General features: G+C 70.5%; 21 protein-coding genes and 1 tRNA gene. 7 read left to right on the top strand and 15 right to left on the bottom strand.

From position 1 onward, the window contains the following. The first annotated feature begins 52 nt into the window (after nt 1-52). On the top strand, nt 53-655 hold the full coding sequence (locus ABD810_RS31870; protein ID WP_344949214.1) for a nucleotidyltransferase family protein: 603 nt from the start codon (nt 53-55) through the stop codon (nt 653-655). Between the two features lie 246 nt (nt 656-901). On the opposite strand, the gene ABD810_RS31865 is transcribed toward ABD810_RS31870, so the two are convergent. Beyond that, nucleotides 902-1,267, bottom strand: coding sequence for a PRC-barrel domain containing protein (locus tag ABD810_RS31865; protein WP_344949211.1), 366 nt, complete (start codon nt 1,265-1,267; stop codon nt 902-904). Nucleotides 1,268-1,489: 222 nt separating this feature from the next. Between ABD810_RS31865 and ABD810_RS31860 the strand changes: the two genes are divergently transcribed. Beyond that, a tRNA-Lys gene (locus ABD810_RS31860) sits at nt 1,490-1,566 on the top strand. A gap of 100 nt (nt 1,567-1,666) precedes the next feature. Here ABD810_RS31860 and ABD810_RS31855 read toward each other — a convergent pair. Beyond that, nucleotides 1,667-3,079, bottom strand: coding sequence for a glycoside hydrolase family 43 protein (locus ABD810_RS31855; RefSeq protein ID WP_344949208.1), 1,413 nt, complete (start codon nt 3,077-3,079; stop codon nt 1,667-1,669). A 475-nt stretch (nt 3,080-3,554) separates the two neighbouring features. Here ABD810_RS31855 and ABD810_RS31850 point away from each other — a divergent pair, with 475 nt between their 5' ends. Then, nucleotides 3,555-4,142, top strand: a complete 588-nt coding sequence (locus tag ABD810_RS31850) for a hemerythrin domain-containing protein (RefSeq protein WP_344949205.1) — start codon at nt 3,555-3,557, stop codon at nt 4,140-4,142. 137 nt (nt 4,143-4,279) lie between these two features. Here ABD810_RS31850 and ABD810_RS31845 read toward each other — a convergent pair whose 3' ends face one another. The 3 genes from ABD810_RS31845 to ABD810_RS31835 all read right to left on the bottom strand — a co-directional run bounded on the left by ABD810_RS31845 (nt 4,280) and on the right by ABD810_RS31835 (nt 6,927). Beyond that, the gene (locus ABD810_RS31845) at nt 4,280-5,227 is read right to left on the bottom strand and encodes a glycosyltransferase (protein ID WP_344949202.1); all 948 of its coding nucleotides are present in this window, start codon (nt 5,225-5,227) and stop codon (nt 4,280-4,282) included. After that, on the bottom strand, nt 5,224-5,748 hold the full coding sequence (locus tag ABD810_RS31840) for a D-glycero-alpha-D-manno-heptose-1,7-bisphosphate 7-phosphatase (RefSeq protein ID WP_344949199.1): 525 nt from the start codon (nt 5,746-5,748) through the stop codon (nt 5,224-5,226). Before ABD810_RS31840 ends, ABD810_RS31845 begins: the two co-directional genes overlap by 4 nt. Nucleotides 5,749-6,030: 282 nt before the next feature. Then, nucleotides 6,031-6,927, bottom strand: coding sequence for a glycosyltransferase family 2 protein (locus ABD810_RS31835; RefSeq protein WP_344949196.1), 897 nt, complete (start codon nt 6,925-6,927; stop codon nt 6,031-6,033). A 114-nt stretch (nt 6,928-7,041) separates the two neighbouring features. On the opposite strand from ABD810_RS31835, the gene ABD810_RS31830 reads away from it, so the two are divergent. Further along, nucleotides 7,042-8,091, top strand: a complete 1,050-nt coding sequence (locus tag ABD810_RS31830; RefSeq protein ID WP_344949193.1) for an NAD-dependent epimerase/dehydratase family protein — start codon at nt 7,042-7,044, stop codon at nt 8,089-8,091. 125 nt (nt 8,092-8,216) lie between these two features. On the opposite strand, the gene ABD810_RS31825 is transcribed toward ABD810_RS31830, so the two are convergent. From ABD810_RS31825 to ABD810_RS31805, 5 genes are all read right to left on the bottom strand, one after another. Next, on the bottom strand, nt 8,217-9,026 hold the full coding sequence (locus ABD810_RS31825; protein WP_344949190.1) for an alpha/beta fold hydrolase: 810 nt from the start codon (nt 9,024-9,026) through the stop codon (nt 8,217-8,219). 185 nt (nt 9,027-9,211) lie between these two features. Beyond that, nucleotides 9,212-9,925: a DUF3618 domain-containing protein gene (locus tag ABD810_RS31820; protein ID WP_344949187.1), complete on the bottom strand. Its 714-nt coding sequence runs from the start codon at nt 9,923-9,925 to the stop codon at nt 9,212-9,214. Next, on the bottom strand, nt 9,901-10,296 hold the full coding sequence (locus ABD810_RS31815) for a phage holin family protein (protein ID WP_344949184.1): 396 nt from the start codon (nt 10,294-10,296) through the stop codon (nt 9,901-9,903). Before ABD810_RS31815 ends, ABD810_RS31820 begins: the two co-directional genes overlap by 25 nt. Further along, the gene (locus ABD810_RS31810) at nt 10,293-11,066 is read right to left on the bottom strand and encodes an ATP synthase subunit B family protein (protein ID WP_344949181.1); all 774 of its coding nucleotides are present in this window, start codon (nt 11,064-11,066) and stop codon (nt 10,293-10,295) included. The genes ABD810_RS31815 and ABD810_RS31810 overlap by 4 nt, the downstream gene beginning before the upstream one ends. A gap of 307 nt (nt 11,067-11,373) precedes the next feature. Then, entirely contained in the window at nt 11,374-11,565 is a 192-nt protein-coding gene (locus ABD810_RS31805; RefSeq protein WP_344949178.1) for a hypothetical protein, read from the bottom strand. A 104-nt stretch (nt 11,566-11,669) separates the two neighbouring features. Here ABD810_RS31805 and ABD810_RS31800 point away from each other — a divergent pair, with 104 nt between their 5' ends. Beyond that, nucleotides 11,670-12,593 (top strand): hypothetical protein, encoded by a 924-nt coding sequence (locus tag ABD810_RS31800; protein ID WP_344949175.1) that lies wholly within the window; start codon nt 11,670-11,672, stop codon nt 12,591-12,593. Nucleotides 12,594-12,761: 168 nt separating this feature from the next. Further along, on the top strand, nt 12,762-13,094 hold the full coding sequence (locus ABD810_RS31795; RefSeq protein WP_344949172.1) for a cupin domain-containing protein: 333 nt from the start codon (nt 12,762-12,764) through the stop codon (nt 13,092-13,094). A gap of 79 nt (nt 13,095-13,173) precedes the next feature. Here ABD810_RS31795 and ABD810_RS31790 read toward each other — a convergent pair whose 3' ends face one another. Next, a complete protein-coding gene (locus tag ABD810_RS31790) occupies nt 13,174-14,277 on the bottom strand; it encodes a Gfo/Idh/MocA family protein (protein ID WP_344949169.1) in 1,104 nt (367 codons plus the stop codon). Further along, complete coding sequence (locus ABD810_RS31785) at nt 14,274-15,017, bottom strand: sugar phosphate isomerase/epimerase family protein (RefSeq protein WP_344949166.1); 744 nt, start codon at nt 15,015-15,017, stop codon at nt 14,274-14,276. Before ABD810_RS31785 ends, ABD810_RS31790 begins: the two co-directional genes overlap by 4 nt. A gap of 221 nt (nt 15,018-15,238) precedes the next feature. Between ABD810_RS31785 and ABD810_RS31780 the strand changes: the two genes are divergently transcribed. Beyond that, entirely contained in the window at nt 15,239-16,009 is a 771-nt protein-coding gene (locus tag ABD810_RS31780) for a phytanoyl-CoA dioxygenase family protein (protein ID WP_344949163.1), read from the top strand. A 39-nt stretch (nt 16,010-16,048) separates the two neighbouring features. On the opposite strand, the gene ABD810_RS31775 is transcribed toward ABD810_RS31780, so the two are convergent. The 3 genes from ABD810_RS31775 to ABD810_RS31765 form a co-directional block, all read right to left on the bottom strand. Further along, complete coding sequence (locus ABD810_RS31775) at nt 16,049-19,345, bottom strand: efflux RND transporter permease subunit (RefSeq protein WP_344949161.1); 3,297 nt, start codon at nt 19,343-19,345, stop codon at nt 16,049-16,051. Nucleotides 19,346-19,602: 257 nt separating this feature from the next. After that, entirely contained in the window at nt 19,603-20,274 is a 672-nt protein-coding gene (locus ABD810_RS31770; protein ID WP_344949159.1) for a response regulator transcription factor, read from the bottom strand. Further along, complete coding sequence (locus ABD810_RS31765; protein ID WP_344949157.1) at nt 20,271-21,452, bottom strand: sensor histidine kinase; 1,182 nt, start codon at nt 21,450-21,452, stop codon at nt 20,271-20,273. The genes ABD810_RS31770 and ABD810_RS31765 overlap by 4 nt, the downstream gene beginning before the upstream one ends. Between the last annotated feature and the right edge of the window lie 92 nt (nt 21,453-21,544).

Genomic DNA, 21,544 nt, shown 5'->3' with positions numbered 1-21,544 from the left:
AAAGAAGAGGGGTAGAGGAGATCTTTATTCGTCGCTCGTCAGGGGGTGAGCCTTGGGTAGTCATACGCACGAGGTGACCGACGCGATCATCGAGACGCTGAAGCGCGCCGGCTCCGCGCTGAAGGCCGAAGGCGTGCGGTTCGCCCTCGCCGGAGGGTGTGCCGCCTACGCCAGAGGAGCGGCGCCTTCCCTGCACGATGTCGACTTCGTGCTGGTGGAGGAGGACGTGCCTCGCGCCCTGGAGACCCTCAGGGAACTGGGGTTCCGCACGGCCAAGCCACCCGAGGACTGGCTGGTCAAGGCGTTCGACGAGGGCGACAGGCTGGTCGATCTGATCTTCCGGATCGAGGAGCGGCCGATCACGGCGGCGATGATCGGCAGGGCCGACATGATCAACACCGCCGCGTTGAGCCTGCCGGTGCTGGACGCCACCGACCTGGTGATCTCATGGATCCTGCCGATGTCGGAGCACAGCTGCGACTACGGGTCGATCCTGCCTCAGGTCCGCGCGCTCAGGGAGCAGGTCGACTGGGACCAGGTCGCCATCGTCGCCTCGCTCTCGCCGTACGCCTCCACCTTCCTGACCCTGCTCGACCGGCTTGGCGTGGCCTGCCCCAAGCCACCCCCGGACGACGCCGACACCCACTGGCCCTGACGGCCGGCACTTGACGGTCGCCAGCTCCTATGGCGGCGGCCGTCTCGTACGGGCCGTCTCGTCACACGGCGGCCGTCTCGTACGGGCCGTCTCGTACGGGCCGTCTCGTCACACGGCGGCCGTCTCGTACCGGCCGTCTCGTCACACGGTGGCGGCCGAGTGCCCCTGCGGCGGAAACCGCCCCCGGACGGCGGAAGGCCGCGCCTCGCGGCGCGGCCTTCGTTCGTTCTCTGGGCGGGTGATGGCCTAAAGTGTGCCCGGCCCGAAGGGGAAGCGACCGTAGTAGTCGCCCACCTGGTTACGGTACGCCGGCTCCTTGAATGCGGCCTCGTCGAATTCCGGCGCGTCCTTGATCTCCTGCTTGGTGCGAGCCAGGAAGACCTTCTTCTCCTGCGGGTCGATCTGGGTGACCGTGCTCGCGGGAATCATGACCTTCTTACCGAAGATCCACGGACCGGTGTCCACGATCAGGTAGCTCTCGCCGACCTCGTACGTGGCCTCGTCGACGCTACCGATCTTGCCGTCCGTCGCCTCGACGTGATATCCGACCACATCAAAGTTCTGGTTGGCACCGGTGACGGTCGGGCTGTAGCTCCAAAGATCCTGCTGCATCTTCGCGTTCTCCCTTCGATTGACTTCGTCGGGACTCTCCGCTCTACCCGTCAGCTCCGCGCCAAACGTCTTGCGTCCGATACGTCCGCCTTACTTGGAGGTAAGCCGCGTCAACGCCGGGATGTCCGGATGTACGCCCACCAGGAGACACGCCTGAGGGGCGAGATGCCGGGCGAATGGCACAGGCACCCCGTTTGTACCGCTACCCTAGATGTGGGTCAGGCGCCGCTAGCTCAGTTGGTTAGAGCAGCTGACTCTTAATCAGCGGGTCCGGGGTTCGAGTCCCTGGCGGCGCACCAACGATCAGGGCCGATGTCCGGTAAAGGGCGTCGGCCCTGATCTGTGCCGGGGCCTGGCGGGCCGATGTGAAAAGTTCACGTTTCTCTTCCTCGCCCGGGGTCAGTAGCCGACGCGGAAGGTCGCGTCCTGCCTGTCCGTGGCGGAGGAACCGCTGGTGATCGGATCGATGCGCAGTACGTAGCCGTAGTGCCTGATGTAGCGGTCGGGGTGGCTGTAGGCCCGGAACGAGGTCCAGGAGGAGTCGGCGAAGCCGGCCGTCCGGTAGAACGTCGCGTCGGATCTGAACACCGTGGTGCCGTCGTTGGTGGCAAGTACCAGGGCGTAGTTGGAATGCCGCAGGTACATGCCGGGGTAGTTGACCGACTGGAACGACACCCCGGCCGAGTCGGCCAGCCCGGGTACCAGCCTCCACTGCTGGTCCTGGTAGGGGTCGAAGGGATAGACGTCGATGCGGGCGACGTTGTCGGCGTGCCGGATGTAGCGGTCAGGGAAGTTGTAGGACTTCAGCCGGTTCCAGCCAGGTGTGCCCCATCTGGCGGTCAGGTTGCTCATCTCGGTCGCGGTGATCGGAGTGATGCCGGGGTGCTTGGAGTTCAGCGGCTGCGTGTACGAGCGGTCGTTGAGAGGGCTCCATGAGCCGCCGCTCAGGCTGCTCGTCTGCCAGGAGAAGAACCGGCCGTTGGGGCTGTAGGTGTCGCCCCACATGTACCAGGTGTTCGAGGTCAGCGACTTGTAGGTCTCCGGTGCCTCGACTCCGCGTCCTGGCCTGACCGCTCCGGTGTAGACGCTGAAGCTCCCGGGGTTCAGCGAACTGGACCGTGCGCCCATCAGGGCGTCGGTCGCGGTGCTCTTGAAGTACAGGTAGTTGGTGGAGCCGTCGGAGATCATGTTGCCGTCGATCACGCCGTACCCGGGGTCGAAGAACTTCTGCTGGGCGCTGACGGTGACGAAGTCGCTGGTGTAGTTCACCATGATCACGTCGTGACCGCCGCTGACGGCGGAGTAGATGATCGCGTACTGGCCTCGGGACGCGTCCCAGAACGCCTCCGGCGCCCAGCTGTGGGTGTTCAGCGAGTGCAGCCTCAACCGGTGGTAGTTGGTGAACGTGCGCAGGTCGGCCGACTCCCACACGTGGATGTACTGGTTGGGCTGGGTGAAGTCGGTTCCTCGGAGATCCGTGGCCAGGATCGTGAAGGTGCCGTCCTGCTTGCGCAGGATGAACGGGTCACGCAGGCCACCGGTCCCTTGGGCGGGGGTGACCACGGGATTGTTCTGGTTCAGCGGCGTCCAGTTCAGGCCATCGGAACTGACCGCCAGATGCAGGCCGTAGTTCGCTCCCGTGGTGTTCGGGGACTCGGTGAAGTACGCCATGGCGTAACCGGAATAGGTGGCCGCGGAGGCGGTGCCGGGTGGTAAGGCGCCGGTCACGACGGCGGCGAACAGCACCGTCACCCCGATCACCACCGACAGGAGCCTCCGACGCGCGGACGCGAGTACGAGGCGGTTGTGCATCTCGATGTCTCCTCATGATGTTAGCGCTAACAAACAACGACGAACATGCGGGCACGAACCTTCGGTCGCTCCGCCCGCGCGGGCGGAATCCGTACGGACCATGGACCGCCTCAGAACGGGACGGCGAGCCGGATCCGTCCGGGACGGATGAGCGCGATGGTGAGCGCTCACATCAAGACCTGTCAAGATGCGCGTTCCTCGCGGCCGGCCGGAGGGCGCGGCCGGGAAGCGCGGCGGAGCCAAGCGCGTATGTCCCTCTCGCTGCCGACGGATCCCATGGGGAGAGGCGCCGTCATCGCGGCTTTCGCCCCCTTGGGAGGCGAGCGCCACCGGCGGCCGTGGTGAACGTTTCACGTCCGGTTGACCGGGTGACCTCCTGCCTGGCCTTGCTCCCTTACCTTGCCCAACCGTGGGGATGCCGTCGGTTCGGCTCGTCCGTTCTGCGGGGAGTGGCTCCATTTGGGAGGAAAATGCCATGGCAGACAGCAAGACGATGCCGGAACTGCTGGACGAGAGCGATGTGGTGGGCCTGTTGCTCCGCCAGCACGCCATGATCCGCGACCTGTTCGGCGAGGTGGAGATGGCGACCGGGGGAGCGAGGGCGGAGGCCTTCGAGCGACTGGTGCGCCTGCTGGCGGTGCATGAGACGGCCGAGGAGGAGATCGTCCATCCCTATGTGCGCCGCAAGATCGAGGGGGGCGAAGCCATCGTCGACGACCGGCTCCGGGAGGAGAACGAGGCCAAGCAACTGCTCACGCTGATGGAGGAGCGCGGCACCGAACACGAGTCCTTCCTCTCCAATCTGGAGAATCTGCGTCTGGCCGTGACCGAGCACGCCCGTGCGGAGGAGCGCTACGAGTTCGCCCAGCTGGTCAGGGAGACCAGTGAGGCCGAGCGGCGCGCCATGGCGCTCGGCGTCAAGGCGGCCGAGGCCATCGCCCCCACGCATCCGCACCCCGGAGTGGAGACGGCGACCGAGAACATCGTGCTGGGCACGCCGACCGCGATCATGGACCGCGCTCGTGACGTCATCCGCCAGGCGATGGGCAAGAAGAAGAAGTAGTGACCATCTGGTCGTGAAAGGCGTCGTGCGCACGTGCCGCCACGGGCGCACGCACGCCTCTTGCCCGGCTGACCACGCGGCCGGCCTCGCGCGGACACGGCCGCCGTCCTTCGACGGCGGCCACCGACCGCGGCCGGTCAGCGGCCGAGGGGGACCACCTCGCCCAGCAGGCCATCCCATTCGGCCAGGAAACGGTCGAGACCGTAACGGGACAGGGCGGCGGCCCGTGCCGCCTTTCCGGCCTGCGCCGCTCGCGTGCGATCGGACACGAACGACTCGAGCGCGGCGGTCAGGGTGGCGACACGTGTCGAGATGACCCCGGCCTCGGCGGGCACGGCCTCGACGGCCTCGGTGGTGGCGAGGGCCACGATCGGCATGCCGAGCAGCATCGCCTCGATGAGGGAGAGGCCCAGCGACGTCCACCGGTAGGGGTGCAGGTAGACCCGGCGGCGGGCCAGTTCGGCGTGCATCTTCCGCTGGGGCGGATCCTCGAAGGTCCCGTACGGCAGGCCCGTCACCTTCATCCCGAAGACGTCCAGAGGTGCGGCGGCGGCGAACGACGGCAGCAGGTCGGTCCCCGCGATCCGCCCCCGGCGGATCGGCTCGTTGACCACGACGCCCGCACGCGGCAGCTCACCGGTGTACAGGTGTCCCGGATCGACGACCCCGTGCTCGATGACGCGGGTGGGCGCCGCACCGCAGTCCCAGAACAGCTCGTTGAAGTGGGTGACGTGGACCAGCGGGATGTCTTCGCGTCCCGCGAGGTGATGTCTGGTACGGGGGACGTCGCCGATCGGGGTGTTGTGCTCCACGTAGACGGCCGGAAGCTCGCGGCCGGGGCGCCGGCCGAGCCAGCGCTCGGCGAGTTCGGCCTCGTGCGGACGCTGGAGGACGACCACGTCGACCTCCTCATTGCCAAGGCGGTCCCAGGGAACCTCGCGCACCCCATCGGGCCAGGTGTAGGTGCGCGCCCTGCCGCGTCCGTCCGGCCCGCGATCGGGCGTGAGCGGCACCACGTAGTCGTGGCGGCCCTGGACGAAGGCGGTGGTCCACGAGCCGTGCACGTGCCAGAGAAGGATCCTCATCTGATCACCCGTTCCACCGCGGCGGCCAGGTCGTCCGCGACCTCGGACGCCGCGGTGACCTCCTGCGGCAGGGTCTCCGGTGTCGGCACCAGGATGCCGCGCGCTCCGGCCGCGCGGGCCGCCTCCATGTCCGGTCCGATGTCCCCGATCACCACGCAGGCACGGGCGTCGACGCCGAGGGCCGCGGCCGCTCTCAGCACGAGCCCGGGCAGCGGTTTCCGGCAGGCGCATCCGTCGGCCTCGTCGTGCGGGCACACCGACCAGACGCCGAACGGACCGAGCAGCTCCTCGACCCGCGCGTTGACGTCGTGCAGCGCCGTCACGCTGACGAGTCCCTTGGCGACGCCGGACTGGTTGGTGACCACGCCGATCGGCAGCCCGGCCCGCCGAAGCCGGTCCAGCGCCTCGCGCGCTCCGGGAACCGGCCGTACCCGGCGGGGATCGGCGTTGTAGGGGACGTCTTCGATCAGGGTGCCGTCGCGGTCGAAGAGCACCGCGGCGGGGCGCGGGATCGTGGGCAAAGGGCACCTCCGGACGGCGGTGGTACCCGCCAGCGAATTCCTCTGACAACTACTTCGCGTAACACCGCGCAGCTCGCACCGCATCTGGCTGCACTTCTACCGAGAGGTCTGTTTCAGCAGCGCTTCTCTCGGTAGTCACATCTGCTCTGCCCAAGGGGGAGCCATGTGAAGTTCCTGGGTATCAACGCAATCTTCCATGATCCGGCCGCCGGAACAGGCCGCGGCCTGGTGCATGGAACAGGAGGGGCTGCGGCCGGAGGATCTGGACGCGGTCGCGTACTCCTATGATCCGGGGCTGGTACGGCCGGGCGGGGCGGGCCTGGACGAGCGCTGGGAGGACACGCGCACCACGCGCTCCAGCGAACGGCATGCCGCCTCCACCGGCGGGGGCAACGTACGGCGACGCGCCAGTGCCCGGGGCAGCCGCCCGAGGGCCGCGCGCAGCCCATGCCACCCCACCGGCCCGCTCCGCGCGGTGGTGAGCACGATCCGCGCGACCACCCGCCATGGCCGCCGCAGCACGGCGGTGAGCACGGCGTTCCTGGCCGCGAGGATCCGCCGGCCACGAGAGTCGCGGGAGCCGGAGGGATGGTGGTGGGCGACGACCTCCTCGACATAGGCCAGCCCCCATCCGGCGGCGGCCAGGTCCAGGGCCAGCCGCTGCTCCTCGCCGTAGAAGAAGACGACGTCGTCGAAGCCTCCTGCGGCCAGATACGCCTCCCGGCGCACCACCACGCCGCATGCCAGGAACCCAAGGACGCTCGGCCCGGGAAGATCCGGCTCGGTCTTGAGCGGAGAATCCACCATGTCCCCGCAGATCGGGTCCAGTGCCTGCTCGTCACCGACGAGCATGCGCGCCGCCAGCACCGCCAGGCGGGGGTGGGCGTCGAGCACGTCGGCGGCACGCTCCAGCGCGCCGGGGTCCCACCAGGAATCGTCGTCGGCGAAGGCGACGTACGGCGTGGCGGCCAGACGCGCCCCGATGTTGCGCGCGGGCGCTCCGAGGTTGCGCCCGACCTCGACGACACGGACGTGGGGGAACCTCTGGCGGACGAACGCCGGAGTGCCGTCCGCGGAGCCGTTGTCGACAAGGATCACCGGTGCGGGATGGCGCGGCAGCGAGCGCTCAAGATCGTGGCGGCGGTCACGGGTCGCCACCACCACGGTCACGCGTCGCATCTGACGGTGTGTGCCCGCCGGCGGTGGTGGGAAACCATCCAGCGGCCCTTCGAACGCCTGGGCCCCCTCCCACCTGCGAGTTTTGGGCTCAGAGGCAGAGGGCACCTGTCCGGTATGCGGGTAGTTGTGGTGGGCGCGACGGGCAATGTCGGGACGAGCGTGGTCTCCGCGCTGGAGGCCGACCCGGACATCACTTCGATCGTCGGAGTCGCCAGGCGGCTGCCCGGCTGGCGGCCCGGCAAGACGGAGTGGCGGTCTGCCGACATCGCCGCCGCCGATCTGACGGAGCTGTTCTCCGGCGCCGACGCGGTGGTCAACCTGGCGTGGCTGTTCCAGCCGACCCACGATCCGCTGACCACCTGGCGGGTGAACGTGCTGGGCGGCATGCGCCTCTTCCGCGCCGTGGCCGAGGCCGGCGTGCCCGCGCTGGTGCACGCCTCCTCGGTCGGGGCGTACTCGCCCGGCCCCAAGGACGACCGGGTGGACGAGAGCTGGCCCACCCACGGCTGGCCCGGTGCCGCATACGCACGGGAGAAGGCCTACCTCGAACGGGTCCTCGACATCTTCGAGCGCGACAACCCCGGCACCCGGGTGGTGCGGATGCGCCCGGGGTTCATCTTCAAGCGGGAGTCGGCCACCCAGCAGCGCCGGCTGTTCGCCGGCCCCTTCCTGCCGCAGCGGATGGTACGGCCCGGGTGGGTGCCGTTCGTGCCCGACATACCCGGCCTGCGGGTCCAGACCCTGCACACCGAAGACGCGGCGGAGGCCTATCGCCTGGCGGTGACCCGGCCGGTCTCGGGCCCGTTCAACCTCGCGGCCGATCCGGTGGTGGAGCCCGCCACGCTGGCCGAACTGCTCACGGCCCGCCTGGTGCCCTTCTCACCGTCGCTGGCCAGGGCCACTGTGGCCGCGGGCTGGCACCTGCACCTGATCCCGGTCTCACCGGGCCTGGTGGAGATGGCGCTGAGGATTCCGCTGATGGACACCACGCGCGCCCGTACCGAGCTCGGCTGGGAGCCGCGCCACACCGCCGTGCAGGCCATCCGCGATCTCATCTACGGCATGCGTGGCGGCGCCGGGATGGACACGCCCCCGCTGCGGCCCGAGGCCGGGGCCAAGGAGCGCCTCCACGAGCTGTCCACCGGAGTGGGGCGCCGCCCCTGACGCCTGCGGGAAGCGGGCGACCGGGCGGCGCGCTCCTTCGACCGCTCGGGATGACTCGGCGCGCGCTCCTTAGACCGCTCGGATGACTCGGCGGCGCGCTCCTTCGATCGCTCGGGTTGGGCCGCTCAGCGGTCGAGCACCTCGTGCAGGGTCGTGGCGAACTCGGCGTGGCGCACCAGCCAGCCCACGTGCCCGCCGGGGAATTCCACCAGCTCGGTGCCGAGGCTGTCGGCCAGGGCGGCGCTGACGCGGTACGCGAACGTCTTGCCCGTGTCGGCGCCGACCGCCGGGATCACCCAGGCGCCGCGCAGGGCTTCCAGGTCCGGCCGGAAGCGGACGAACGAGCGCAGCTCGTACGCCAGGCACGTCTCCATGTTGGCCCGCATGCGGATGAGCATGTCCCGCACCGGCGCCGGCAGGTCGGCGGACGGCTCCGGTGGAAAGTCGACATTGACCTCCACCGCCAGCCTGCGGACGGCCGGGTCGACGCCGTCGCGCCGGTAGATCTCGTACACCTCGTGGAAGACCGCGTGCCAGTGGTCGGCGTCGGGCAGCACCTCGATCGCCATCGGCTCGTGGGCGACCAGGGCCCGGACCTGCTCCGGATGGCGGGCGAGCAGGTCCATGCCGACCATGGCGCCGTAGCTGTTGCCGAAGACGTGCGCGGGACCGGCGCCGACCTCGCGGAGCAGCAGGTGGGCGTCGTCGGCGTGCTCCTCGATCCGCTGCTCGTACTGCGGGCCGTCGAGGGGGCTGCGCGAGTTGCCGCGGGGGTCGTAGGTGATGACCGTGTACCGGTCGGCGAGCAGGTTGGCCAGCGGCGCGTACATCGCCGCGTCGGCGTCGCCGCCGTTGATGAGCAGAAAGGCCGGTCCGGTGCCGCGCACCTCGTAGTAGATGCGGGCGCCGGGTACGGCGAGCGTGCCGGTGTCCATGAATCCGCCTCCGGGGGATCGAGCCGACACGGTCAATCTAGGTCGAGGCCTTTGGACGCGTCCACCAGGCCGTGACCGTGCTCGCCCAGAGGCATCCGGGATGACGGCGAGCCTGGTATCGCCGGCACCGTCGGCGGCGGGCGCCGGTGGCCCCGGCATCGTGCCAGGGCCACCGGCGGCATGGGTCACCGCTCGGCGCCGGTCGCCGTCTGCTTGACCTGCCGGGTCTGCTCCCCGGCCTGCTGTCCGGTGGTCTTCGCCGCGTCGGTCGCGGTGTCGCGCACCTCCTGGGCGGCCTGCTGGGTCACGTCCTTGGCCTCCTGGGCCAGGTTCTCGGCCGACTCCTTGAGCGACCGGGTCACCGGCTCCGCCACTTCCTGGACCTGGTCCTTGAGCTGCCGGGCGGCCTGCCTCTCCGCGCGGGTCTCGGGGATGACGGTGGCCGCCAGCAGCCCCGCGCCGAAGGCGATCAGGCCCGCCGCCATCGGGTTGCCCCGCGTGGTTCGGACCGCGCGTGCGGGAACCGACTTCACGGCCTGGACCGCTTCCTCAGCGCCGTGCCTGGCGCTCTGCGCCGCTTCCTGTGCCTGCTGCTGCACCTTGTCCACCGCCTGGCTCGCTCCCTGCTTCACCGTCTCGGTTCCCTGCTGCACCTTGTCCATCGCCTGGTGTGCTCCCTGCTGCAGCGTGCCCGCCGCCTGGTGAGTGCCGTATCGCAAGTCGTCCGGCGTTCCCATCACTCGCTCGCGAAGGTCGCGGGCCACCGAGCGGACCCGCTCGGTGCGGCGCCGGACGATCCGCGCCGGGCTCGTGCGGTCGGCGAGGCGGTCCACGTCACCGGTGAGCTCGGCCCGGGTCCGGGCGATCTCCTGCCTTATCTCGTCAGATTTCGTGCCCATCGAGCGTCCTCCTTGAGCGTTTCGACGGTCTCCTGCGGTTTTGGGGAAACCTGGCGCATCCGCGTGCGTCCGGTGCTGAACAGCACCGCTCCGGCCGCGGCCCACAGAACGCCGACGATCAGTGCCGCCCAGCCGGCGTCCATGACGTTCGCCAGGGCGAATACCAGGGCCAGGCTGAGGAGCACGGCCGCCATCGCGCCGGCGAAACCGGCGCCGCCCAGCATGCCCGCGGCCTTCCCGGCCTTGGTGGCCTCTTCCCGGATCTCGGTCTTGGCGAGCTCGATCTCCTGGCGGAACAGGGTGGACAGGTCCTTGCCGATGTCGCCGACCAGCTCGCCGAGCGTGGGCTCCGGGTGGTGCGGTGTGGTCATCTCCGCTCCTCGCCCGCGTCCGGCCACCGCGTCTCCGTGGTCCCCGGCATGGTCGACGGCGGGTCCTGGATGCCGCCCAGCGCGCTTCCGGTGTACGGCCGGGCGTGACCGGGCTGGGTGACGGTGCCCTGTCCGGGCTGCTGGACGATGTACTCCTCGCGCACCTGGGTGGCGTAGGGCTCGCTCGTGTACCCGGTCTCACCCGCGGGAGAGGTGTACCCGCGGTCGTAGCCCTGGCCGGTGCCCTGCCAGCCGCGGCGTTCTGTCGTCTCCTGGTCCTCCTTGCCGGCGTTCACACCGGTCTTGGCGAGGCGTCCGACGAGGAAGCCCGCCGCCACCGCTCCGGCCAGGAAGAGGCCCGGGCGCCTGCGCGCGAACTGCTGGACGTCCTCGGCCACTCCCGCGATCCCGTGCTCCTCCAGGTAGTCGGCCGCGCGCCGGCTGGTATCCGCGACCTGGTGGGTCACCGTGCGTACCGGCGAGTCGGGCTTGCCGTTGTCGGCCATGTTCGCCAGGTCGTCGGCCCACTGCCGGATGCCCTGGGCGGCCTTCTGCGCCTGCGTGTCGGCTTCCTTGGCCGCGCGGTTGCGCAGGTGGCCGATGGCCTGGCCCGCCTGCGTCTTCGCCTCGCTCGCCACCACGGTGGCCTGCTGCTTGGCCGTACCCGCGACCTCTCCGACCGCTTCCTTGGCACGGTCTGCCGTACCCGTGTTATGCCCCGTCTGGCGAGCGGTCGTCCCGCTGCCCTGGTTTGACGAGTATTCAGTCACCGGTTCCTCCCTGAGTGCTGTCCGATGGGGGACCTGTGCTACCCGTGAAATCCGAAAGACACCTATTAGGGGTTGGCACTACGGACAGATGATGTACCCCTTGAGGTAAGGAAACTGTTCCCTTTAGTAAGGCTTGTAGGGATGCGGTCCTGGTCGACCACGTGTTCGATCTTTGACGGGGAGAAGCGGTGGGCGGTCAGATCTGTGCCCGCGAACTCGTGCACCTGTCGGGTTTCCACGACGACGTGCGGACATGAGTACGGCCCGCGCCGCTCGATCGCGGTGCGGGCCGTACGGAACTTCGGTGCTACTTGCCCATGGCCTTGCGGATCACGTCCCGTGCCCGGTCCATGATCGCGGCCGGTGGTCCGAGCAGCAGGTTCTTGGTCGCGGACTCCACCCCGGCGTGAGGATGGGTCGGCGCCATCGCCTCGGCCGCCTTGACCCCCGCCGCCATGGCCTGGCGTTCGGCGTCGCTGGTCTCCGCCCGCAAGTGCATGAACTCGTACCGCTCCTCACCCTCGCCGGGCGGCGCAAACTTCTCCGTGAGACGCGATCGCGATCGGCGATCTCATCCGGCCGTATCGCGGGTAAGGGGTTGGGGTGGACCTGTCTGCCGCGGCGAGCGAGCTTTACGGGGGCGTGCCCGAGGATTTCGTCGAAAGGCGCAAGCGCCTGGCCGCCGACGCCAAGAAGGCGGGTGACGCCGGCCTCGCCAAGAGCATCGCAGCCCTGCGGCGGCCCACCGTGTCGGCCTGGGCGGTCAACCGGCTGGCGCACTCCGCCCCTGATGAGCTGGGAGAGCTGCTCGGCCTCGGCGAGGACCTGCGTTCGGCCTGGCAGTCGGGCGGGCGGATCGGCGAGCTGGACCAGCGGCGCGGCGAGCTGGTCTCCCGGCTGGTCCGCACGGCGCTGTCACTGGCCACGGAGGCGGGGCGGCCACTGCGGGAGCCGGTGACCCGGGAGATCGAGGACACCCTGCACGCCGCGACGATGGATTCGGCGGTGGCCGAGGAGGTACGGCGGGGGTGGCTCGCGCAGCCGCGCAGCCACGCCGGCTTCGTCCCGGCCGGGGGGCTCGCCGGGGCAGGAGGGGCATCGGGCGGCGTGAGCGTACGGCCGGACGCCGGCGAGCGTCGCGTGACCGCGAAGGACGCGGGCAAGAAACGCGGCAAGGGCGTGAAGAAGGACACCGCGGCCAAGCAGCGGGACCGGGCCGAGGAGAAGAGGCGCGAGGAGGAGCAGCGGCGCCGGCGGCTGGCCGAGCAGGCGGCGACCGCGGCCGCGGAGGTCCGCGACGCCGAACAGGTCCTCGCCGAGTGGGAGGCGGAGGTCGAGGAGGCGGGACAGGCTCGCACGGCCGTCACCGGCGAGACCCAGCGGTTACGGAAGGAGCTCAAGGCCGCACTCGATCGCGAGGAGGCCGTCTCCAAGCGGCTGAGCATGGCCGAGCGGGAACGCGACCGGGCGGCCCGCAAGGCCGCGGAAGCCCGTCGCCGCTCGGAGGAACTCCGGCGCAAGCTGTGAAGGCGGTGCCACGGTTCACGCCCTCGGTGACCGGGGAGAGGCGCGCATCGAGGGTAGGCATGGGTTAGGCCTTCGTCACCTCGTTGCGGCAGGGTGGCCGGGCCACGGTACCTGGAGGCCCGGTTTGCACGGCGAGAGGTCGTGCCGAACGCAAGGGGAAGCACTGCGATGAACAAGTTCTCTCTCGTAGCCGTGGCTCGCCAGCAACTCGAACGCGCGGCGGAGTCGACCGGAGGGCACGCCGCCGACACGGTGGTGGGCGGGCACGAGCGCGTCCTGCGGCAGACCGTGGTCGGCATCACGCAGGGCTCCGTGGAGAGCGAGCACGAGATACGGGGCGAGGCGACGATCTACGTGCTGTGGGGGCGGGTGCGGGTGATAGCCGGCGACGTGTCATGGGACGCCCTGGCGGGGGACCTGATCGTCGTGCCCGACTCACGCCATCGCCTGGAGGCCCTGGAGGATTCCGCGATCCTGCTCACGGTGGCGATGCCACGCTGATCGCGCCGTTCTGAGAGGGACGGGCGCCGCCGAAGGCCGCGTGCCCGTCGAACCGTCCACGGGCACGCGGCGCAGGCGGTCAGCCCAGGGTGGCCTCGTGCGGGTCCCACCCGATGGGCAGCGGGTCCGGCTCCGTCACCGTCGTCTCCAGGTGCCGGAACTCCCCGCGGTCGGCGGACTCGATGATGGCCGTCATGGCCTCCAGCACGTGGAGGGCCATCGTGCCCGAGGCGCGGTGGGGAAGGTCGGCGCGCAGCGCGCGGGCCATGTCGAGCACGCCGAGGCCACGGCCGATCGTGGTCCCCTCCAGGGGCAGGTCGCGCCAGTCACCGTCCCCCGCCCCGCGGACCTTGAGCGGGCCGCCGAAGGTGTTGGGGTCGGGGAGCGACAGCGTGCCCTCGGTGCCGATGATCTCGATCATCGTCACGTTGGCCGGCGAGTCGAAGCTGAACGTCGAGGACGCGCTCGCCCCGCCCACGAAGTCGATCAATGCCATGACGTGCGTCGGCACCTCCACGGCGAAGCTCGTGCCGCCCTTGGGCCCCGAGCCGATCACCCGGTGCGGCCGGGCCTGCCGGGCGGTGGCGGCGACCTTGGACAGCGGGCCCATCATCGCGATCAGCGCGGTGAGGTAGTACGGGCCGATGTCGAACAGCGGGCCGGCTCCGCGCTGGTACAGGAACTCGGGGTTGGGATGCCACGACTCCGGTCCGGGGCTCTGCATCACGGCGGTCGCCGCCATCGGCGTGCCGATCATGCCGGACGCCAGGGCCCGCTTGGCCGACTGGAGGCCGGCGCCGAGGAACGTGTCGGGCGCGTTGCCGACCCTCAGCCCCCGCGCGGCGGCCTCGGCCAGGAGCTTGTCGCCTTCCTCGGGGTCGAGCGTCAGCGGCTTCTCCCCGTACACGTGCTTCCCGGCACGCAGGACGCCGCTCGCGACGGCGGCGTGCGCCGCGGGGATCGTCAGGTTGACGACGATCTCCACCTCGGGCAGGGCGAGGATCGTGTCGACGTCCCCGGCCACGGGCACGTCGTAGGCCCGGGCCTTCGCCTGGGCGCGTTCGACCTCCAGGTCCGCGACCCCGAGCACCTCGACATCGGGGAAGGCGGTGAGGTTGCGCAGGTAGGCGTCGCTGATCGCGCCCGCTCCCACGATGGCGACCCCTACGGGCCCTGTCTTCATGCGTGCTCCAGCCTGGTCAGGTAGGCGTGGCTCTCGGCGAGGGCGTCGACGATGTCGGTGGCGCAGTCGTCGAGTTCCACGATGCGCCAGGCGCCGGGGGCGGCGGCGAGGATGTCCGGCACCGGGATCGCGCCCTGGCCCACGGCGGTGTGGGGCTCGCCCTTGACGCCGGGGCCGTCCTTGACGTGCAGTGCCGTGACACGGGGACCGAGGCGCCCGAGCAGGTCCGGCACGTTGGCGCCGCCCACGGACGCCCAGTAGGTGTCGACCTCCAGGAACACCTCGGGGGCGAGCATCCCGGCGAGCACCTCGAGGGCGTGGACTCCGTCGATCCTCGGTTCGATCTCCCACCAGTGGTTGTGGTAGCCGAGCCGCATGCCGTGCCGGGCCGCGTGCCCGGCCAGCCCGTTGAGGCGGTCGGCGGTGCGGGCGATGCCGTCGCGCGTGGTGAACTCCTCCTCCGGGATCCCGCCCGGGATGATCACGAGGTCGGTGCCGATGGTGGCGACCGCGTCCAGGACGGCGTCCGGCTCCTCCGTCAGCAGGGCGTAGGCGTGGGTGCTGGAGACGGTGAGCCCGAGATCGTCGATCACCTGCCGGAAGCCCTTGGGATCATCGGTGGGATCGTACGGCTCCACGGAACCGTAGCCGATCTCCGCTATCCGCCGTAACACGTCGTCGCGATCGGCCCTCATGAGATCACGCACGGTGTAGAGCTGCACGCCGAGTGGCTTGACCATCGGGGTCGGGTCCTCCTGGCTCACGTAGCGGAGCGTGCTGGTGCGCGTCCGTCACCTGCACTTTTGCTTTGGCTTGTTAAACGCTAAAACGCCGTATTTGGAATGACAACGGGTTAGTTCGGGCTCATCGGGGAACCTCGGCGCCCTGGCACTTCCGAGCTGGGATCTTGGTCTTCACGAGAGGCCTACCGAACTATGTTCCGGAGAGTTAGCCTCGGTCTGTGACTCTTCCCGATACCGCGACCGTGCTGGAGGCCCTCGACCGCGACGGGTACGTGATCGTCGAGGACGTGCTGAGCAAGGAGGAGGTCACCGCCGCCCGCGACGAGCTCGGCATGCTGCTCGCGCGGACCCCGGTGGGCCGCACCGACTTCGAGGGGCACCTCACGCGGCGGATCTACGCCATCTTCGCCAAGACCCGGCTCTTCGACGGCCCGGCGACCCATCCGCTGGTGCTCGCCGTGCTCGACCACTACCTGTACCACTACCAGCTCAGCGCGCCGACCGGCATCGAGATCGGGCCGGGAGAGGTGGCGCAGGCACTCCACCCCGACGACGGCATCTACCCGGTCCCCCGGCCGCACCGCGAGCTCGTCATCAACGTCATGTGGCCGCTGGACGAGTTCACCGAGGCCAACGGGGCCACCCGCATCGTGCCGGGCAGCCACCGCTGGGGCGACGAGCAGCCCGGCCCCGACGCCCCCGTCATCAGCGCCGAGATGCCCGCCGGATCCGCGCTCATCTATCTCGGCACCCTGTGGCACGGAGGTGGCGCCAACCGTACGGACCGGCCGCGTCTCGGCGTCGTCATGCACTACGCCGCCGCCTGGCTGCGCACGCAGGAGAACCACCTGCTCGCCGTCCCGAGGGAGATCGTGCGCGAGCTTCCCGAACGGCTGCAGGAACTGCTCGGCTACAACATCTGCCCACCGTTCATCGGCTACGTCGACGGACACCACCCCCGGCGCCTGCTCGGCGACCGGGCGCGGTAGAACCGGGCGGGGAGGCCGTCTCCGGCCTCCCCGCCGGTGTCACGCCCGGGCGGCCCCGGCCCCGGCCGTCGCCGGCTCGCCGGGAGCCTCCTCGATGGGCGGCGCGGGAGGCGTTCCGCCCCGGCGGCGCTGCCGGCGGGCGCGGCTCCTCTCCTTGCGGTTCTCCACCATGGTGTAGAGGGTCGGGACCAGCAGGAGGGTGAGCAGCGTTGAGCTGATCAGGCCGCCGATGACGACGATCGCCAGCGGCTTGGAGATGAAGCCGCCTCCGCCGGTGATCCCCAGCGCCATGGGAAGCAGCGCGAAGATGGTGGCCAGGGCCGTCATCAGGATCGGGCGCAGCCGCCGCCGGCCGCCCTCGACCACCGCCTCGTGCAACGGCATGCCCTGCTTGCGGTATTGGTTGATCAGGTCCAGCAGGACGATGGCGTTGGTGACCACGATGCCGACGAGCATCAGCATGCCGATCATCGCGGCCAGGCCCAGCGAGGTGTCCGTCACCAGGAGCAGGCCGATCGCCCCGGTGGCGGCGAACGGGATCGAGACGAGCAGCACCAGCGGCTGGATCAGGCTGCGGAACGTCGCCACCATGATGAAGAACACCAGCGCGATGGCGGCCACCAGCGCCAGTCCGAGGCTGCCGAAGGCCTCCTGCTGGTCGGCGCTCACGCCGCCGATCTCGTACGTCGCCCCGGCGGGGAGCGACAGGGCCGCCAACCTGGTCCGCAGCTCGGTGGTGGTCGCGCCGAGATTCGACCCGGTGGCCTTGCCAGAGACGGTGGCGCTGCGGTCCCCGTCGATGCGCGTGACCGTCAGGGGCCCGTTGACCTGCTTGACGGTCGCCACGTCCCCGACCGTGACCTTCCCGGCGATCTTCAGGTTGCGCAGGCCGGTCAGCGACGCGGGCGTTTCACCGCTCCGCAGGATGACGTCGGCCGTGGTGCCGTCGAAGGCGAGCTGGGTGACCGTGGTGCCACGGAACGCCTGGGACACGGCCTGGCCGATGACGGCCTCGTTGAGGCCCTTCTCGGCCGCCTTCTCGCGGTCCACGGTGATGTCGACGCGCGGGGCGGTGTCGGCCACGCTGCTGGTCACCTCGGTGACCTCGGGGACCCCCGACATCGCCTTCCGCACGGCCTCCGCGGCGGTGCGCAGGGTGTCGAGTTCGGCCGCCCGGACCACGACCGCGAGGGAGCCGCCGCCGAACCCGCCGGACTGCCCCACGCTGATCTCGCCCGCGTCGCTCAGCCCGCCGAGCCGCTCGGTCAGCGCCTTCTCGACGGCGCCCGCGTCGGTGCCGTCGCGCAGGGTGAGGGAGTAGCTGGCGCGGGTGGTGCCGCCACCGCCGCCCCGCACGCTGCCGAACCCCACGCCGCTGCCGCCTCCCACGGTGACCTGGTACGACTCCACTTCCCTTGTGCCGGTGACCACCTGCTCGACCTTCTTGGCCATGGCGTCGGCCGAGGCGAGGGAGGTGCTCGCGGGGAAGGTCTGCCTGACGCTGATGGTGTTCTGGCCGGAGTTGTCGATGAAGCTCGTGCGCAGCATCGGCACCAGGCCGAGGGTGCCGATGAAGATCACCATGGCGATCGCCACAGTGGTGATCCGATGCCGGGTGGCGAAGCGGATCACCGGCACGTAGGCGCGCTGGAGCAGGCTCCTGCGCTCCTTCTCGTCGGCCGCCCGCCGGGTCGCCTCGGAGTCACCGTCGCGCGGCCGCTTCATGAACCAGTAGCTCAGCACCGGGACGACGGTCAGCGACACCAGCAGCGAGGCGAGCAGGGCGACGGTCACCGTGATGGCGAACGGGCTGAACAGCTCGCCCACCAGACCGCCGACGAAGGCGATGGGCAGGAAGACCGCCACCGTCGTGAGCGTGGAGGCGGTGACCGCGCCGGCCACCTCGCGCACGCCGTTCTCGATGGCCTGCCTCTTGTCCTCGCCGTACGACAGGTGGCGCTTGATGTTCTCCAGGACGACGATGGAGTCGTCCACCACCCGCCCGATCGCGATCGTGAGCGCGCCCAGCGTCAGCATGTTCAGCGAGTAGTTCTGCGTCCACAGGGCGATCAGCGCGATCAGCACCGACAGCGGGATCGACACCGCCGTCACGATGGTGGACCGCAGCGAGAACAGGAACACCAGGATGACCAGCACGGCCATCGCCAGGCCCAGCAGCCCTTCGGTGGTGAGGCTCTCGATGGCCTGCTCCACCGACGGCGCCTGGTCGAAGATCACGGTGAACCGGATGCCGTCGCCGACCGCCGTGGCCAGCGCGGGGAGCTTGGCCCGCACGTCATGCGAGATCGACACCGCGTTGCCGTCGGGCTTCATGGTGATCGAGACGCCCAGGCTGGGCTTGCCGTCCGTGCGGGTGAGCGTGGTCGAGGCGGCGAGGCCCAGCTTGACCGTCGCCACGTCGCCGAGGCGCACGGGCTTGGGCCTGTCCGCCGCCCGAGCCGGTGCCACCGCGCCCTGACCACCCTGACCGCCCTGCGCGCCCAGACCACCGGGCCGTGCCTGCCCCTGCCCCTGTGCCTGCCCCTGCCCCTGTGCCTGGCCCTGCCTCTGTGCCTGGCCCTGGCCGGCGGGGGCGGACGCCGGGAGGTAGAGATCGCGGATGTCCTTGACCGAACCGAGCGCCGTGCCCACCTGGACGCTGAGGGACTTCTCCGACACCGTCAGCGTGCCGGCGGGCACGGGCGTGCCGGCCGACTGGATCGCGGAGACGATCGACGAGGTGGTGAGCCCTCGCTTGGCCAGGGCGTCGTCGTCAGGCGTGATCGTGATGACCTGGTCGCGCGTGCCGGTGACCGTCGCGTCCCTGACCCCGGCCACGCCGGCGAGCACAGGGACGACCTGGTCGTTCAGCCTGTCCGCGAGACGCCGCTGGTCCTGGGTGGAGGCGGCCGCGAGCTGGATGACCGGCAGGTCGTCGGTGCTGCCCACGATCACCTGCGGGTCGACGCCGGTCGGCAGCTGCGCCTGTACCCGGCCGATCGCCTGCTGGATCCGGCTCTGAGCCGCGTCGATGTCGGTTCCGTAGTCGAACTGCACCTGGACCGTGGCGCTGGACTCACGAGAGGTGGAGTTCACCCCGGTGACGCCGGACAGCCCCCGGACGGTGTCCTCCAGCGGCCGGGTGACGTGGTCCTCGACGATCTGCGGTGCCGCCCCGGGGTAGGGCGCGACGATCGACACGGCGGGGAAGGACAGCGAGGGCAGGAGCTGCTGCTTGAGCGCCGGGATGGTGTACACCCCGAACGCGGCCACCACGATCGTGATGAGAGCGATGAGCCCGCGATTGGCGAGGCTCAGTCTGGCGAGTAACGACATCGGTCCACTTCTTGTCGGTTCGGCGGGTAGACGCCTGGCGTCGTTGGGAGAGGCGCAGCTCGTACGGGTCGAGTGCAGGATGACCCAGCCTGCACTTCAAGGCTCGCCGGTGCCGGAGGCGGGAACGTCCGTCGCGGGGATGGTCTTGGCCTACGGCGATCGCCGTAGGCCCCGCGGGGGAGTACCACGCCCGCCGATCCGGTGAGGATGGGATGACGCCGTCGTGCGGTGGGTCCCGGCCGGCGAGGGCGAGCTGGTCAGTGTGCCTGGGGGCGGACCAGACCGGTCTCGTAGGCGATCACCACGAGCTGGGCGCGGTCGTGCGCGCCCAGCTTGATCATGGCACGGTTGGCGTGGGTCTTGGCGGTCATACGGCTTATGCCGAGACGGTCGGCGATTTCGTCGTTGGTCAGCCCGCATGCGACCAGCGTCATGACCTCGCGCTCCCGGTCGGTGAGCGCGGACAGGCTCTGCGCCGAATGGTCGACCCGCGCTCCGGGCGCCGACAGGAACCGGGCGATGAGGCCCTTGACCGCGCTGGGGGACAGCAGCGCGTCGCCACGCGCGACCACGCGGATGGCCTCCTGCAACTCGCCCGCCTCGACCCCCTTGCCCAGGAACCCGCTGGCCCCGGCGCGAAGGGCGGCGAAGAGGTACTCGTCGATCTCGAAGGTCGTCAGCACCAGGACACGCACCGCCGCGAGGTCCTCGTCGGAGGTGATGGCCTGCGTGGCGGCGAGACCGTCCATCCCCGGCATGCGGATGTCCATCAGCACCACGTCGGCCCGGGTGTCCCGCGCCAGCCGTACCGCGTCCTGCCCCGTGTCGGCCTCACCGACCACTTCGAGGTCGGGCGCGGAGTCGATCAGGACCCGGAAACCGGCCCGTACCAGCGCCTGATCGTCGGCCAGCAGGACGCGGACGGTCATATGGCGCTCGTCTCGGGGGCGGGCAACACCGCGTGGACGCGGAAGCCGCGTTCGGTGAACGGCCCGACGCTGAACGTCCCGCCCACCGACAGGGCCCGTTCGCGCATGCCCACCAGGCCGTGGCCGGTCGAGGTGGCGTTCCCGCCGCCGCGGCCGTCGTCGGTGACGTCGACGGTCAGGTCGCGGCGCCCGTAGGTGATCCGCACCTGCGTCGTCGCCTTGCCCGCGTGCTTGCTGACGTTGGTCAGCGCCTCCTGGACGACGCGGAACGCCGTCAGCTCCACCGGGGACGGCAGCGGCCGCGGCGTGCCTTCGAGGCGGCAGTCGACCGTGAGGCCCGCCGCGGTGAAGGACGTGATCAGCTCGGGAAGGCGGTCGAGACCCGGCGCGGGCTCGGTGGGCAGTTCCTCGACGGTGCCGGGCCGGCGCAGCAGGCCGACCGTGGTGCGCAACTCCTCCAGCGCCGACCGGCCGGCCTGGCGGATGTGCCCGAGGGCCTCGCGGGCCTGGCGCGGCTCGTCGTCCATCACGTGCGAGGCGACCTGCGCTTGGACGTTGATGAGCGCGATGTGGTGGGCGAGCACGTCGTGCAGTTCCCTGGCGATCCGCAGCCGTTCCTCCATCACCCGCCGCTCGGCCTCCTCCTCACGGGTCTGCTCGGCCCGGCGCGCGCGTTCCTCCACGGCGGAGATGTAGGCGCGGCGGCTGCGCAGGGAGTCTCCCGCCGCGATCGCCATGCCGATCCACGCGATCTGCCCGGCCACCTCCTGCCCCATCCAGGACACGTCGGAGACGGCGATGCGCGTCCCGGCCAGGAGGATCGCCGAGATCGCTCCCGCCGTCCACGCGACCCGGCGGGGGTTGTGGGTCGCCAGGGTGGCCAGCGCGACGGCGGTGGCGAGGTCGAGGGGGGTGCGCGGGCCTCCGGCGACGAGGCTGACGATGAGACCGGCCACGGCGACGGCGGCGACGGTGCGCGGCCACGCGCGCCGGAACACCAGGGCCGCGCACATCACCGCGCCGAGCGCGATGGTGGCCGAGGTCAGCGGCACGGCACGTTCGGGATGGCCGCCGGGCCGGCCGGCCATCGTCGCCGCGAAGGTGAGCACCGCAATGGCGGTGTCCACGAGGTAAGGGCGGGAGCGGATGGCGTCTCGCAGCCGGATCACACGACTCACGTCCTCACACTAGGGCTGACCTGGCCACGTTTCCTCGTCTTCGGGGACCGTACACCGCTACCGCGATCGCGGTACGCGGGCCGGCGCCGGAC

The sequence above is a fragment of the Sphaerisporangium flaviroseum genome (genome assembly GCF_039537005.1).
GTDB lineage: Bacteria > Actinomycetota > Actinomycetes > Streptosporangiales > Streptosporangiaceae > Sphaerisporangium > Sphaerisporangium flaviroseum.
This window is presented reverse-complemented; position numbering and strand designations above follow the sequence as displayed.